The following is a 14,820-nucleotide window of genomic DNA, read 5'->3' as shown; positions in this document are numbered from 1 at the left end:
CCCAACAGTTGGTTTTGCCCCGTCTGCGGCGCCCAGAAGCGCGACTTCACGCCCTACGACGACTGCACCGCGGGTTCCCGCCGCCGGCGCCAGGTGCGAGCCGATTGTGAGCACCGCCCACGACCGCCCGAGTACCTTTGCAGCGCAGCGCAGCGGCCCGCTCGAACCCGAGGTCGTCACAGGCAGCGCGCGCCGCCGTCTGCCAGACCTCTGGCTCCGACACGCAGCCCTGCAGCTGCGTTAGTGCCCTGTGGAGCTGACCGGTCCGCGAGCGCGTCACGCTGCGGCATGGTAATGGCGCCGGCCGCGCCTGGCGAACGAATCAGGTTGGATGAGCGGCGCGCGCGATCAGCTCGACGAGCAGGTTGCTCAGATCGTCAGTGGCCAGCGCCTCGCGCGGCCAATGGGCGACCGACAGGAGCAAGCCAATCAGCGCGTACGTCATCGACGTGAGTTCCTTTTCGCTCGCCGCCGTATTCACGCGACGCAGCGCTTCGCGCCAGCGTTCGGCGAACTGGCGCTGGCGCCGGTGCAGGCGTCGGCGGTGCGCCTCGGTAAGCGAACGCTCCTCACGTGCGTAGATGCTCAATAACTCGCGGTCCTCGAGCGCGAACTCCGAGTGGGCTCGAGCGAGGCTCCGGAGGTCCTCGTCGGGATCCTCCATGGGCGACCCCGAGAGGACGAGCAGTCGGTCCATCGCCTCGTCGAACAGCGTGGCGAGGATCTCTTCTTTCCCCGTGAAGTGCCGATAGATCGCCGGCCCGGTTACGCCAGATACGGCGCCGATTTCGTCGACGCCTACACCGTCATAGCCGCGCTCATAGAAGAGCCTCTTGGCGGAGTCCAGGATGGCGCGGTCTCGCACGCCCGCCATGGTACCGGCGAGTCCACGTTCACCCGTGCCCGCCCCGGCTGAACCGGCGTATCGTTCGGACGCGCTTCCCCCCGGGCAGGTGGAGTCGTTGTTCGATCTTGGGTTGCCGGTGGAGGTCGCTGAGCTACCGGCGGACCTCGCGGCGCTCGACCGGCTGCTCGAGGACCCGGCGTTGCTTGCGCCGATCGAGGCGGTGTGGGCCGTGGAGCATCGAGACCGTGGTCGTCCGTCGATCCCGATGGATCGGCTGGTGCGGCTGATGATCGTCAAGGCTCGCTCGGGCGGGTGGGGCTATGAGACGCTCGTCCGGGAGGTCTTCGACTCGCTGCACCTGCGCCGCTTCTGCCGCATCCCGCTGACGGACCGAGTGCCCGACGAATCGACGGTGCGCAAGCTCGTGCGTCGCCTGGGCCCGCAGGTCGTTGAGGAGATCGTCATGGCCGTGATCGCCGGCGCCACGCAGCGCGGGGCTGAGCAGCGGTTCGTGGTCCGGGCGGCGCGGATTGACTCGACCGTCGTTGAGTCAGACATCCGCTACCCGACCGATCTCGGCCTGGCACAGGACGCCGCCCGGATGCTCGCCACCGAAGCCGCCAAGGCCCGCCTGGGACCGTCGCGCTGGGGCCAAGCGAAGCCGTCGCTCTCACCGCCATCTCGCCGGCGCAGGCGCGCCGCGCGTGAGCGACCGCTCGGCGTCGATCAGCCGACGGCTGCGGAAGCTGAACCGGTCGATCGCCGGACGGACCGGCAAGAGCAAGGACCTCGCGCTCAAGCTCACCGGCGAGGCCGGCGAGCTCACCACCCGGTCGCTGCGCGAAGCGCGGCGTCTGGCCGCGACGCTGCGGAAGCGTGCGCGGGGCCGCGGCGCTCGGGCCAAGCTCCAAGCGGCCGAGCGGATCGACGTGCTCGCAGAGCGGGCGAGCAAGGTCTGCGAACAGATCCGTAAGCGCGTGGCGGGCGAGAAAATCACCGACCGCCTGGTCTCGACGAGCGACCCCGACGCCCGCCCGATCCGCAAGGGCAAGCTCCGTCAGCCGACCGAGTTCGGCACCGTCATGCAGGTCGCCGAGCTCTGCCAGAACACCCGCCGCGGCGCCCGCGGCCTGATCCTCCCGCTGGCCACGAGCATCGGCTCCCCGAACGAGCACGAGCTCCTCAAGCAGACCGGCGACCGCCTCCGCGAACTCGACCTGCGCCCACGCGAACTCGCGCTCGACGGCGGCTTCCAACCCGGCCCCCTCGCCGAGCACCTCCCACCAACAGACCGCGCGTTCATCGCCGGCAGGCAGTCCGCCGGCTCGCGGAAGACCAACCGGCGGTTGGCGAAGTTCCGGGTCGGCTGCGAAGGACGCATCAGCCACCTCAAACGACGCTACGGCCTACGCCGATCCAGGCTCAAAGGACACGACGGCGCCCGCACCACCGCCGCCTGGGCGCTGCTGGCCTACAACTTGGACACCCTCGCCATCCGCAGCGCCTGAAACCATCCCGGGCGGTCGTTCTCCGCCCGAGATGACCACCCCGAACGGCCGCGTCTCCGCCCGAGCGCGGCCGTTCTTCGTTCACCCCGACCCCATTCCGCGGAATCGGTTATCCGGGGGAAGTAGTTAGCCTCGGCCTGGCCGACTTCCCACGCCGCTGTTCGGCCAACCCCTTCCCGAACGCTGACAAGCCGCCGTCCGAACCCTTGCCGCGCCCCGGTTGCGCCACGCTTGTCCGACCAGGTCCTCTCCGCTGCGACTGTGAGCGCGACCACTGGCTGGTCGGCCCGCTCCAGATGAGCGGTGAAGATCTCCCCGGCTCTCGCTGTGGCTATCGCGACGAGGGCGCCGCGTGTGAGACGTCCGGCAGGCTGGAGACGTTGGCCAGGAACCTTTGGACAGTCGCGATGGCGTTGTGGAGCTCGGGGGTATCGCCGCTGTCGAGGTACATCAGGATCAGGCCCTGGACGTTGGCGAGGATCAGGACTTCGAGTGTCGTGCGATCGAGGTGAAGGGTGCGCCCGCGCAGCAGGAGACCGTCGATCAGTCCGCTGACGAGGTCTCGGAACCGGGTGTTGATGTAGCCGGCCGCCCCGCGGAATGCGGGGTTGGTGATCGATTCGGCCTGGAGGCCGAACCAGGCGACGAGGAGGGCGCGATCGGTGGTGATCGCAGCCCAGAGTGTCTCGAAGCTCCGATCGATGATGTCGGCGGGGTCCTCGAGTCCGCGCACCGCGTCTTCGAGTCCGCCGATGAACCGTCCGCCGACATGCTGGACGACATGCGTAAAGAGGCCTTCGCGCGTGTCGTAGTAGTAGATGACCGCGCGCTTGCCGACACCGGCTTCGTCGGCAACGCGCTGCAGCGAGGTCGCGGCGAACCCGTCGCGGGCGAGACAGCGAAGGGCGGCGTCGAGGATGGCGGTCGCGCGCTGCTCGCCCTTGCGCGTGAGGTCGCCGTCCGCTCGCATCGGACGCGATCATACACCCAGAAAAAGACACCGCCTGGTACATTCTGTGGGTGTTCGGGATTGACGGCGGGAGCCGATGATGAGGTTTGGGGCCCTCGCCGTGGCGCGGCCGAAGCTCACCATCGGCTTGTGGGCGGCGGTCACCTTGGTGCTGGCGGTCCAGGGGCTGAGCTTCGCGGCGCGGCTCTCGCCGAGCGCGATCGATGTGCCGGGGACGTCGAGCGAGAGGGCGCAGCAGGTCGCGGCGCGGTACTTCGGAATCGAGGCGTCGATCCCCGTGTTGTTGCAGGGCCCTCGTGCGGATCTGGACCGTCAGGGTCGGCGGCTGGTGCGTCAGCTGCGAGCGCACAAGGACTATAGGGTCCTCTCACCGTGGGACCGCGGGGCGAAGATCCCCGAGCTGCGGCCGCGCACGGACGCAGCGTTGGTGCTCGTGGTCGCCAGGACGGACAACTCGTTCGCCGGAACCACAGGGCATGCGGTGCGCCGTCAGGTCGATGCTGAGGTCCGCTCGCCGGTGCGGGCGTCGGTGACCGGGTTCTCGACCGTCGGCGGGGATCTGAAGGACGCGTCGCTGAGCGCGGCGCACGAGGCGGAACTGGTGGCGATTCCGGTGCTGCTGATCGTGCTGCTTTTGGTGTTCCGCTCGCCGATCGCGGCGCTGATCCCGGGACTGTTCGGGCTAGCGGCGGTGGAGTCGGGGTACGGAGCGGTCGGGCTGATCGCGACGGTCCATCCGATCACCGACGTGGCGACGGCGCTGACGTCGATGATGGGCCTGGCGCTGGGGGTGGACTACTCGCTGCTGCTGGTCTCACGGTTTCGGGAGGAGCTCGCCCATGGGGCTGAGCCAGCGGCTGCCGCTCGTACCGCGCAGGGCAGCGCGGGCCGCACCGTGCTCTTCGCCGGGGCCACGCTGGTCGTCGCGATGGGCGTGGCCATCCTGCTGTCGCCCGGTGACTTCCTGGTGTCGGCGGCGGTGAGCGTGGCGACGGTCGCGGTGATCAGCATGGGCGGCGCGTTCCTGGTGGTGCCGGCGATCCTGGGGCTGCTCGGTCACCGGGTGGACAAGTGGCGGATCGGCGGGATCCCGCGTGATGACGGCAACTGGGCCAGCATGGCGCGGTTCGTGCAGCGCCGCCCGCTCGTCCTCGGGGGCCTGGCGCTGCTGCCGCTGCTAGCCCTGAGCGTGCCGGCGCTGGGCCTGGACACCGGACCTCCCGACGTACGGACGCTCCCGAAGAACGCACAGGCCCGGATCGACTCCCAGCGGACCATCGCCGTCCTCGGCCCGGGCTGGGGGGCCCCGTTCGAGGTCTTCGTCACCGACCCCGATGGCCCGGTCACGACCGCGACGCGGCTGCGGGCGATGGAACGCTGGCAGCGCCGCATCGCGCGGCTGCCTGCGGTGCAGACCGTGATCGGGCCGGGCGCGATCTCCCAGCGCGAGCCAGGCCTGCTGGATGCCAATCGCAGCGTCGACCGCACCCAACGGGCGCTGAAGAACAGTCGTGGCCAGGCCCGCAAGCTGTCCGGCGGCCTCGCACAGGCCCGCGGCGGCGTGGCGAGCCTGCGCGGCGGTCTGCGCGACGCGCGCACCGCGTCTGACCAGCTCGGCAGCGGCGCCGGACAGGGCAGCGCCGGAGCGGCCAGGCTCGCTGCGGCGCTGACCCGGGCGCGCGGCGGGGCGCGGCAGCTGCGCACCGGGATCCTCCGAGCACGGGATGGTGCCGCCAAGCTCAGCGCCGCCCTCACCAGCGCCCAAGCCGGATCGCGCCGGCTGACCTCGGGACTGGGCAAGGCGCGCCAGGGAGCGCGGAAACTCGCCGACGGCAGCGGCCAGCTCGCTGCCGGCCTGCGCTCCGGGCAGCAGGACCTGACCAAGCTGACCGCGGCGGCCACCGATGCGCAGGCCCAGACCGCCGACCTGCTCAAGGCGCTCTCGACGATGACCCTCGGGCGCACCGACCCCCGCTACCGCGCCGCCCTGGAAGCGGCCGGGAAGCTCTCGGCGTTCGCGACCGGCAAGGACCCCCGCAACGGCCAACAGATCGACCCGGCCTACCCTGGCCTGAGCGCCGCGCTGCAGACGGCCTCCGGTCAGCTCACGCAGGCTGCCGACGCCGCTGCCAAGCTCCAGGCCGGGGCCGACCAGCTGCAGGCCGGGCTGCAGAAGCTGAAGCACGGCTCCGCGTCCCTGACCTCGGGCCTGGGAAAGCTCGACACCGGCGCCGGCCGGCTCGAACACGGTCTGGGCCGCATCGGCGCCCAGACCGGGACCCTGCCCAGCGGCCTGGGTCAGCTGGCCGACGGCGCCGACAAGCTCGCCGCTGGCCTGACCCGGCTCGAGGACGGAAACCGTCAGCTCGCCGCCGGCCTGGCCGACGGCAACACCCGCAGCGCCAAGCTCCAACGCGGCCTCGCGCAGGCCCGCAGGCAGACCGCGAACGCCGCAAGCCAAGGCGCTGGGCAGGACAGGCAGCTCAAGGAGCTTCAAGACCGCTCACCGCGCTTGCTCGACTCCGGCTACTTCGTCCTGGCCGCCCTGGACGGCTCGTCGGCCGGCGCCCGCACGCAGGCCGGATACTCGGTCAACCTCCAGGGCGGCGGACAGGCCGCCCGGATCACGATCATCCCGAAATACGGGATCAACACCCCGCAGACCACGGCGCTGAATCACACGCTGCAGCAGGAGCTCCCAAGCCTCGAGCGCAGCACCCACGCCAACGCCGACCTCGGCGGCGTCGCGGCGCAGATCACCGACTACCAGCGGATCCTCGGCGCACGCCTGCCGGTCCTGATCATCGCCCTCAGCCTCGTCACGTTGCTCGTGCTCGTGCTGATCCTCCGGACGCTGGTGCTGCCGCTGATCAGCATCGTGCTGAACCTGCTGACGGTCGGCGCCTCCTTCGGCATGATCGCGCTGCTCTTCCAGGGCCAGCACCCGACGCTCGGCGGCCCGGGCTGGGCCGACATCCTCTCGCTGCTGGCAACGTTCACGATCGTCTTCGGGCTCTCCCTGGACTACCAGGTGTTCATCCTCACCCGCATGCGGGAGGCGTTCAACCACGGCGGCGACCTCGGCGAGGCGATCACGTTCGCGATCGACCGCACCGGCCGTGTGGTCACCGGCGCCGCCGCGATCATGGGCGGCGTCTTCATCGCGTTCACCACCACCGACCTGACGATCATCAAACAAAGCGGCGTGGGCCTGGCCTCCGCGGTGATCATCGACGCCACGCTCGTGCGGATGGTCCTGCTGCCCGCCGCCATGCGCCTGGCCGGCCGCTCCACCTTCTGGCTGCCGGCGTGGCTTGATCGGCTGCTGCCCGAGCTCGACGTCGACGGCGCCGCCGAACCCACCCAGACGATGACCGTGCAGCCGGCATGAACACCACACACCGCGAGATCCCGCTTGACGTCTGCGAGCCCGCCCCCGGGGTACGGCGATTCACCGTCCCGCTTGCGATGCCCTCACCCGATCACGTGCACGTCCACGTCCTCGACACCTCCGACGGGCCGCTGCTGATCGACACCGGCGCCGTCGGCTGCGAAGCCGCGCTCGCCGCCGGCCTGGAAGCGATCGGCGTCAGGCCCACGCGGGTGCTGATCACCCACGCCCACATCGACCATTGGGGGCTGGCCACGACCTTCGGCGACACCGTCCTGGCCCACCCGGGAGTCCTGCCAAGCCTGCGGTTCGCGAGCGACGGCGCCACCCCCGTGCTGGCCGAGGCGTGGCCGGGCGCGGAGAAGATGGCGGCGGTCTTCTCGGCCTTCACCACCATGGCCAGCGGCGTTCCCAAGGTCGACGAGCTCCACGACGGTCAGCTGCTCGGTGACTGGCAGGTGCACTGGACCCCCGGCCACGACCCCGGACACGTCTGCCTCTTCCGCCCCACCGACGGCGTGCTCATCTGCGGCGACCTGCTGCTGCCCGGGTACACCCCGAACATCCAGCCCGGGTTCGACGGCGCAGACGCCCTCGCCGACTTCCTGCACTCACTCCAGCGGATGGCCGCGCTCCCGGTCAGCCTCGTGCTCCCGGCCCACGGAGAGCGCTACGTGGATGCGCAGACTCGCGCCGGCGAACTGGCCGCCCACCACGCCCGCCGACTGCAGGAGCTTCAAGCGGCGTTGCGCCGGCGTCCACGACCTCCGCGAGCTCAGCAACCGCGTGTTCGACGCCCACCTGCAGGCGCCCGCCGATCGGATGCTCGCCCGAATGGAGACCTACGCCCACCTCGATCACCTGCACCGCCGCGGGTTGGCCCGGGGCCACGCCGACGGCAGCTGGACGCCAACCGATCCACCTGCGACCCAATCGTGACCGGATACGCCACGCGCATGCCCGCCGACACGCGCCGCGAGCAGCTCCTGGACGCCACACGACGCGTCGTGGCGCGCGGCGGCTACACGGCGCTGACGATGGAGGCGATCGCGCGTGAGGCGGGCGTCACCAAACCGGTGGTGTACTCCGCCTTCGCCAACCGCGACGATGTGATGGCCCGCCTGCTGGAGGTCGAAGGCGCTCGGGTGGTGGCTGACATCGGTGCCGTGATCGAGCGCGCAGCCCACGAGACGTCGACCGCAGATCTCACCGCGATGGTGAGCCTCGGCCTCGGCCTCGTGCTCGATGTCGTGCGCCGGCAGCATCAGCGCTACCGGCTCATCCTCGTCGGGATCGACGGCGCACCCCTTGAGGTCCGCCAGGCCGTCGACGAAGGGCGGCGCACCGTGACCGCTCGCATCGCCGCGATCCTCGGCCGAGCACCGCTCCCCGCCGGCACCGATGCGGCGCTGCTGGCCACGATCCTTGTCGGGATCGGCGAGCACGCGGCAACGCTCGTGCTGACCGAGCCAGACGTGACGCCCGAGCGGTTGGCGCAGTCGGTCCAAGATCTGCTGCGCCTACCGGCTACGGCCACACCTTCTCACGAGGTATGGACTTGAGCATCCAACCTGGTCGTCACCCAGCTCAGCGCTCCGGCGGTCCGCCCTGACGGCGCTGCCCGCGGATCACAGGCGTTCGGCGCCGAGGCGGCAACCCCTGCGTGGTCCGGCAGGTCCGCAGGTCCTCCTCGGACCCATCGCACGAGAGCGGACGGCGACCTGACCCCCGAAGACGAGGCCGGACTCACCAAACGCGCCGTGATCTCCTACTACGACTCGCGCGAGGGACTGTTCGCCCACGAGCAGCTCGAGGACGCACTACGCTCAACCTGGTTGAGCGTGCCGACATGATCGATCGCGGGTTCGCGACGATCTGGGCAGCGATCACCACCGACCGAGCACTCCTCGTCGCCTGGTTCGGCCTGCAGGCCGAATCGATCACCAACGCCGAGTTCCGCGGCGGCGCGAGCTACATCACCACCCGACTCTCGGAGCTGCTCAGCTCTCTGATCGACCGTCTGTTGGTCCGCGGACGAGTGCTGCACATCGACCGGGACGCGCTGGAGATCCTCGTCGTCGCCGACGTTCAGGGCCTGATCCTGAAGTACCTCGACAGCGCCGACACGCCGCAGCTGCAGGTGGCGATCAAGACGCCGCAGGACTTCCTCGCCACCGTCAGTTCGCCGCCTCCAACAGCGCAGACGCCACGCTGAGGAACAGTCGGCGGTACGCCCGGCGCAGAAAAAGGAACCATATGGTACGTTCCGCAGCGTGAGGGTCCGGCACGGAGGCGGGGAGGATAGACAGCGGACTGTTGAGCCGAGCCGATCCTCGGCGAGGACCGCGTCGTGTCCGTGACGCGTGGCCCCCGTTCGGGGACGTTCGCAGCGGGCCGGGTCATTGCCTTGGGCGCGCTCGTGCTCGTTGCTGTGGTCATCGCCGTGGTGCTGTTGCGAGGCGGCGGCGCGTATCACGTGCGGCTTGAATTCGTGAACGCGAGCCAGCTCGTCAAAGGCGACCAGGTGAAGGTCGGCGGCCTTCCGGTCGGGACGGTCAGCGGCATCGACCTCGGAGCGGACGGCCAGGCAATCGTCACCGCGAATATCACCGCCGGTGACCTGACGCCGCTGCACGTCGGCACGACCGGAGTCGTGCGGATCAACTCGCTGTCGAGCGTCGCGAATCGTTTCGTTGCGCTGAATCCCGGGCCGAACTCCTCGCCCAAGCTCGGCGAGGGGGCGTTGATCCCGACGGAGAAGACGACGTCCCAGGTCGAGCTGGACAGCGTCCTGAACACGCTTGACGTCGCGACGCGGAGCGCGACGCAGCGCCTGCTTCGCGGGACCGCTGGCATCTACACCGGACAAGAGGCTGCGGCGAACAAGGGCCTTGAGGCCTTGGATCCTGCGCTCTCGCAGCTTGATGCGACCGCTCGCGAGATCTCGCGCGATCAGCCGGCGCTTGAGCGGTTCCTGGTGAAGTCGGCCGTGGTCGTCGGCGCGGTGAGTGACCGCGACCCTGAGCTGCGCACGGCGCTGGACGCGACTGCGACAACGGCGCAGACGCTCGCCGACCGCCGAGCAGAGCTGGAAGGGGTTTTGGCGAAGGCGCCGGCGACCCTCGGGCAGGCGTCGACCACGCTCAGGGACCTCGGGACGACGTTCACGAGCCTGCAGCCCGCAGCGCGTGAGCTGACGCCTGTAGCGGCCCCGGCTGCGAAGCTCGTCGCGGAGCTGCAGCCGCTGCTGCGCCAGGGGCCGTCCGCCCTGCGATCGGTCAGCGTGCTCCTCCCGAGCGTGCAGCGGGTCCTGCGCGCGATGCCGACGCTGCGCAGCGCCGCGCTCCCGGCGTTCAAGGCGGCCATCGCCGGTATCAACGGTGCGCTGCCGATCGTCGACGAGGCATTGCCCTACGTGCCCGATCTCTACGGTGGCCTGGTCTCGGGGTTCGGCGGTGGCGCCGTCCAGGCGTACGATGCCAACGGCCACTACGCGCGGATCGAGCCGATCGCCAACACGCAGGTGCTGACCGGCGCCCTCGGAGCGCTCGGCAAGGCGATCCCGACCTCGCACGAGGACGGGCTGACCAATCGCTGCCCGGGCGCCGCCTACGAGCAGCTGTCGGATAGCTCCAGCCCGATCCACCTTCCGACCGGGCTGTGCGACGCCGGCCAGGACCCGGGTCGATGAAGCGCCTGGTGACGCTCGGGGCCGTGCTCGCGCTGGTGGCCGGTGCGTGGCTTGGCGCGGGTGCCGGCGGCAGCTCGGCCAGCGGCGGCTCCTTCCGCGTGGACGCGATCTTCGACAACGCCGGCTTTCTCGTTCCGGGGCAGGACGTGAAGATCGCGGGTGCGAAGGTCGGCACCGTCGCCGCGATCCACCTGACGCCTCAGAACAAGGCGCGGATCTCCATGGATGTCGACTCGCGCTTCGCGCCGTTTCGCAGCGACGCCGACTGCACCATCCAGCCGCAGTCGCTGATCGGCGAGAAGTTCATCCAGTGCACGCCCGGCAGCGTCGCCGGCAGGCCCCTGGTCGCCTCCGGTGACCGGCCGCCGACGGTCCCGCTCTCTGGCACGCACGCTCCTGTTGACCTCGACCTGGTCCTCAGCACGTTCCGGGAGCCGACGACCACGCGCTTGTCGCTGTTGCTGAGCGCGCTCGGCAACGGCCTGGCCGGCCACGGCACGGACCTCAACGAGGCGATCCGCCGGGCGAACCCGGCGCTCGAGCAGACCAACCAATTGCTGTCGCTCGTCAACGGTGACCGCCGGACGATCCGGTCGCTGATCAGCGAGTCCGACCGCGTCCTTACGGTGCTCGCGCGGCGTCGCGAGGATGTCGCCCGGTTCGTCCACGAGGCGTCGGGCGTCACGGCGACGACCGGCACCCGCCGGGCGGAGCTGCGCGCGACGGTCCGCGGGCTGCCGGCGCTGCTGGATCAGGCTCGGCCGGCGTTGGCGGACTTGCAGTCGCTGGCTCGCACGGGCACCCCGGTCGTGCGCAGCCTCGGCGCCGCGGGCCCTACGCTCACGCGGCTGCTTCAGCGCGTGGAGCCCTTCTCCGCCCAGGCGCTGCCGACGCTGAACGCTCTCGGCAGCGCCGCCGTGGCCGGGCGGGCGACGGTGAAGCCGCTCGCGCCACAGCTCCGTCGCTTGCGCCGTCTGACCGTGCCGCTGACGACGGTCTCCGCGCTCACCGCAGACCTATTTCAGAGCACGCAGCAGAAGGGCGCGGTCGAAGGGCTGCTCCGCTTCCTGTACTACGCCGCGGTGGCGCAGGCCCGGTACGACGACGTCGGCCACATCCTGCCGGCCTTCCCGCTGGTCAAGGACACCTGCAACCTCTACGCCACGACGACGGTCAAGAGCTGCGACGCCCACTTCGCCACCGGCACGGTCCGACGCACGAGCGGCAGGGCGGCGCGCCCCCAGCCCAGCTCGGCCCCGCCCGCAGCACGCGCCCCCGGCCCATCGACAACGCCGGCGCCGGCCCCCGGTGCGCCGTCGTCGGCCCCAGCCCCGAGCACGCTGCCCAAGGCCGCCGGGAACGTGCTCGACGGAATCCTCGGTGCGCTGACCGGCCGCACACCGAAAACGTCCGCTCCGCCGACTCCCCCCGCCGCCGCCCCCGGCTCGACGACAGACCTCCTCGACTACCTCCTGGGCCGATGAAGCGCCGCCCCGGCCCATCGGTCCTTGCCAATCCCGTGATGATCGGCGCGGTCACCGTGCTCGTCGTGGTCGTGGCGGTGTTCCTCTCCTACAACGCGAACTCGGGACTGCCGTTCGTCCCCTCCTATGAGCTCACCGCATCGGTCCCCGACGCCGCGGAGCTGGTCCCCGGCAACGATGTGCGCATCGGCGGCTCACGCGTCGGGATCGTCAAGTCGATCACCGCGGTTCCCGGAGCCCGTACCCCGACCGCCCGCCTCAAGCTCTCCCTGTCCAAGGACGTGCAGTTCCTGCGCAGCGACACCCGCGTGCTCATCCGCCAGCGCTCGAACCTCGGCCTGAAGTACGTCGAGCTCACTCCGGGATCACGCGGCACACGAATCCCGAACGGCGGCACCCTCGCGCTCGCCCAAGCAGCCGGGACCGTCGACCTCGACGATGCTCTGTCGGCGTTCGACCACCCCACACGCACCGCGGTGCAGAGCGTCGCCCGCGAGCTGGGCGGCGGCCTGGCCGGCCGCGGCGCCGACCTCGGCAACGCGCTCGGAGACCTGCCGCCGGTGCTGAGCTCGCTGCGGATCGTGGCGCACACCCTGCGCCTGCCCGCGACCCGACTGATCGCCTTCCTGCGCGGCGCCGACTCCGCGGCACGCGCGGTGGCTCCGGTCGCGGGCAGGCTCGGCGACCTGCTTGCCGCCGGGGCCACGACGTTCGCGGCCCTGAACACGGAGTCCGCGGCGCTGTCGCGGACGCTGAGCGACGCCCCCGGCACCGAGCGCATCACCGCCGACGGCCTGCGCCGCACGCGGCCGCTGCTGAACGAGGCAGCCGGCTTCCTCACCGACGCCGCGCCCGGCGTCAACGCCCTCCCTGGTGCCGCACGCACCGTTGAGCGGGCGTTGGCAGTCAGCGGACCGGTGCTGCAGCGCGCCCGACCGACCGCCGACGATCTGCGGCGCACAGTCGCCTCGCTGCGACGCCTGGCTGTCCGACGGTCGCTGCCCGCGTCGCTGCGCCGCTTGACCAACGCGATGCTCCCGCTCGAGTCCGCGCTGCGGACGATCACCCCGTTTCAGACCAGGTGCAACTACCTCGGCCTCTGGGGGAAAAACGTCCCCGGGGTGATCAGCGAGGGCGACTCGATGAGCACGTGGTTCCGGTTCATCCCGATCGTCGGCCAGGACGAGATGCTGCAGAGCCCGACGCCGTCCAAGACGCTGCATGCCGACGATGCGGCCGACACCGGCTACGGCGGCGAGTGCGAGGTCGGCAACGAGACGTTCGTGCCCGGCCAGCAGCTCGGCGGCGCCCCCGGCGTGCAGCCGCTCGCCACACGGAACACCGCCCCGCCGCCGGCGACCGGAAGTCAGCCATGAGCCGCCGCCGAAACCCCCGCCGATCCGACTTTCAGATCGGGCTGATGACCCTCCTGGTCATCACGATCGCCGTCTACCTCGGCTTCACCAAGGGGCACCTGCCGTTCGTCGAGCAGCACTACGAGGTCGACGCGACGTTCGCCAGCGCCGCCAGCCAGCTGCAGGCCGGCTCCCCGGTTCGGATCGCGGGGGTCAACGTCGGCAAGGTCGTGCGGATGCACCGCGGACCCGGCGGAACCGCGATCGCGACGCTGCGCATCGAAGACCGCGGCCTGCCGCTGCACACCGACGCGACGATGAAGATCCGTCCGCGGCTGTTTCTGGAGGGCAACTTCTTTGTCGACGTCCGCGCCGGCACCCCGCAGGCTCCGGTGCTGAAGGACGGCGGCACGATCCCCCTCGCGCAGACTGCGGTACCGGTCCAGTTCGACCAGCTGCTGGACACGCTCCCCGGCGCGACCCGCGCCGACCTGCAGCGCACGGTCAAAGGCCTGGCCGCAGCCCTGGGCGACGGCGGCGCTCAAGCAATCAACAAGGGATTCCCCGCCCAGGAGGGGGCGTTCAAGGGAACCGCGATCGTCGCGCAGGCGGCGCGTGGCGAGCAGCCCGGTGACCTGTCGCGGTTCATCGACGCGACCGGCCGCGTCACCGCCGCTGTCGCCGCCCGCGAACGCGACCTGCGCGAGCTGATCCCGGCGTTCGCGCGCACGACCGCCACGCTCGCCGACCGGCGCGCTGACCTCGCCGCGACACTCACCGCGCTCGACAGCACCCTGGGCACCGCCCGCCCGGCGCTGCGGGCAATCGACGACACACTGCCCGCGCTGCGCACGTTCGCCGGGGCCCTGCGCCCGGGCCTGCGGGCCGCGCCGGCCGCGATCGCCGACCTGCGCCCGTTCATCCGTCAGGCCGGCGCCCTGGTTCAGCCCGACGCGCTTCCCGCCCTGGCTGAAAGCCTGCGCCCGGCGCTCAACAACATCGCGCAACTGCAGCCCGGGACCACGACGCTGCTGCGCAGCGCCACACCGGTCGCTGCGTGCGTCGCACGGAACGTCGTCCCGACGCTGAACGCCAAGCTCGAGGACGGCAAGCTCTCCAGCGGCCAGCCCGCCTACCGAGAGCTGTTCCACCTCTTCGTCGGACTGTCCAACGCCGCCGAGAGCTTCGACGGCAACGGCCACACGATCCGCTACGGCGCCGGCCTGGGGGAGGACTCGATCGCGACGGCCCTCCCGAGCAGCCTCGGCAGTCTCGTGAGCCTCGGAGCAAACCCTGTCGTCGGCGCCCGGCCGCGGTACACACCGAACACCGAGCCGCCGTTCAACCCCACCGCGGGCTGTACCGACCAGACACTCCCGGACCTCGCGGCCCGCAACACCCCGGCGCCGGCCGCCCGGACCAAGCGCATGTCGGCCGCCTCCAGCCGCCAGCTCATCGGCGCCGCCGTCAACCGGGTCCGCCAGGGCGGTGCGGTCACCCGCGCGCGGCGTGCGCTGCGCGCCTATCAGCAGCGTGGGGGCGGGCGATGAGGCAGCGGCTGATCCGGGAGTACG

At 71.0% G+C, this 14,820-nt stretch carries 10 protein-coding genes and 1 pseudogene; 9 read left to right on the top strand and 2 right to left on the bottom strand.

From position 1 onward, the window contains the following. Positions 1 to 322: 322 nt before the first annotated feature. Positions 323 to 865, bottom strand: coding sequence for a TetR/AcrR family transcriptional regulator (locus tag NBH00_RS18100; protein WP_254569992.1), 543 nt, complete (start codon positions 863 to 865; stop codon positions 323 to 325). Here NBH00_RS18100 and NBH00_RS25590 point away from each other — a divergent pair. Both NBH00_RS25590 and NBH00_RS18095 read left to right on the top strand, forming a co-directional pair. Further along, positions 849 to 1,259 (top strand): annotated as a pseudogene (locus tag NBH00_RS25590) (transposase); the annotation flags it as partial. The gene NBH00_RS18100 and the pseudogene NBH00_RS25590 sit on opposite strands and share 17 nt — an antisense overlap. Positions 1,260 to 1,551: 292 nt before the next feature. Further along, positions 1,552 to 2,355, top strand: a complete 804-nt coding sequence (locus NBH00_RS18095; RefSeq protein ID WP_254569991.1) for a transposase — start codon at positions 1,552 to 1,554, stop codon at positions 2,353 to 2,355. Between the two features lie 331 nt (positions 2,356 to 2,686). Here NBH00_RS18095 and NBH00_RS18090 read toward each other — a convergent pair whose 3' ends face one another. After that, on the bottom strand, positions 2,687 to 3,325 hold the full coding sequence (locus tag NBH00_RS18090; protein ID WP_254569990.1) for a TetR/AcrR family transcriptional regulator: 639 nt from the start codon (positions 3,323 to 3,325) through the stop codon (positions 2,687 to 2,689). Between the two features lie 100 nt (positions 3,326 to 3,425). Between NBH00_RS18090 and NBH00_RS18085 the strand changes: the two genes are divergently transcribed. From NBH00_RS18085 to NBH00_RS18055, 7 genes are all read left to right on the top strand, one after another. Beyond that, positions 3,426 to 6,716: an MMPL family transporter gene (locus NBH00_RS18085; protein ID WP_254569989.1), complete on the top strand. Its 3,291-nt coding sequence runs from the start codon at positions 3,426 to 3,428 to the stop codon at positions 6,714 to 6,716. Continuing rightward, complete coding sequence (locus tag NBH00_RS18080; RefSeq protein ID WP_367401262.1) at positions 6,713 to 8,278, top strand: MBL fold metallo-hydrolase; 1,566 nt, start codon at positions 6,713 to 6,715, stop codon at positions 8,276 to 8,278. Before NBH00_RS18085 ends, NBH00_RS18080 begins: the two co-directional genes overlap by 4 nt. Before the next feature lie 287 nt (positions 8,279 to 8,565). Further along, positions 8,566 to 8,931 carry a hypothetical protein gene (locus NBH00_RS18075; protein WP_254569988.1) on the top strand — a complete coding sequence of 122 codons (366 nt, stop codon included), beginning with the start codon at positions 8,566 to 8,568 and terminating at the stop codon, positions 8,929 to 8,931. A gap of 135 nt (positions 8,932 to 9,066) precedes the next feature. Then, positions 9,067 to 10,407, top strand: a complete 1,341-nt coding sequence (locus NBH00_RS18070; RefSeq protein ID WP_254569987.1) for an MlaD family protein — start codon at positions 9,067 to 9,069, stop codon at positions 10,405 to 10,407. Beyond that, on the top strand, positions 10,404 to 11,891 hold the full coding sequence (locus NBH00_RS18065; protein ID WP_254569986.1) for an MlaD family protein: 1,488 nt from the start codon (positions 10,404 to 10,406) through the stop codon (positions 11,889 to 11,891). The genes NBH00_RS18070 and NBH00_RS18065 overlap by 4 nt, the downstream gene beginning before the upstream one ends. Next, positions 11,888 to 13,267, top strand: coding sequence for an MlaD family protein (locus NBH00_RS18060; RefSeq protein ID WP_254569985.1), 1,380 nt, complete (start codon positions 11,888 to 11,890; stop codon positions 13,265 to 13,267). The genes NBH00_RS18065 and NBH00_RS18060 overlap by 4 nt, the downstream gene beginning before the upstream one ends. Before the next feature lie 44 nt (positions 13,268 to 13,311). Next, on the top strand, positions 13,312 to 14,796 hold the full coding sequence (locus NBH00_RS18055; RefSeq protein ID WP_254569984.1) for an MlaD family protein: 1,485 nt from the start codon (positions 13,312 to 13,314) through the stop codon (positions 14,794 to 14,796). Positions 14,797 to 14,820: the final 24 nt, after the last annotated feature.

Origin of the sequence: Paraconexibacter antarcticus (assembly GCF_024220175.1) — a bacterium.
Classification (GTDB): domain Bacteria; phylum Actinomycetota; class Thermoleophilia; order Solirubrobacterales; family Solirubrobacteraceae; genus Paraconexibacter; species Paraconexibacter antarcticus.
Note: the sequence above shows the minus strand (reverse complement) of the source record. Positions and strands in the feature narration are given on the sequence as shown.

Coding starts and splice junctions, on each gene's coding strand:
- NBH00_RS18090 (WP_254569990.1), bottom strand. CDS start 3,325: ATGCGAGCGGACGGCGACCTCACGCGCAAGGGCGAGCAGCGCGCGACC.
- NBH00_RS18080 (WP_367401262.1), top strand. CDS start 6,713: ATGAACACCACACACCGCGAGATCCCGCTTGACGTCTGCGAGCCCGCC.
- NBH00_RS18075 (WP_254569988.1), top strand. CDS start 8,566: ATGATCGATCGCGGGTTCGCGACGATCTGGGCAGCGATCACCACCGAC.
- NBH00_RS18065 (WP_254569986.1), top strand. CDS start 10,404: ATGAAGCGCCTGGTGACGCTCGGGGCCGTGCTCGCGCTGGTGGCCGGT.
- NBH00_RS18060 (WP_254569985.1), top strand. CDS start 11,888: ATGAAGCGCCGCCCCGGCCCATCGGTCCTTGCCAATCCCGTGATGATC.
- NBH00_RS18055 (WP_254569984.1), top strand. CDS start 13,312: ATGACCCTCCTGGTCATCACGATCGCCGTCTACCTCGGCTTCACCAAG.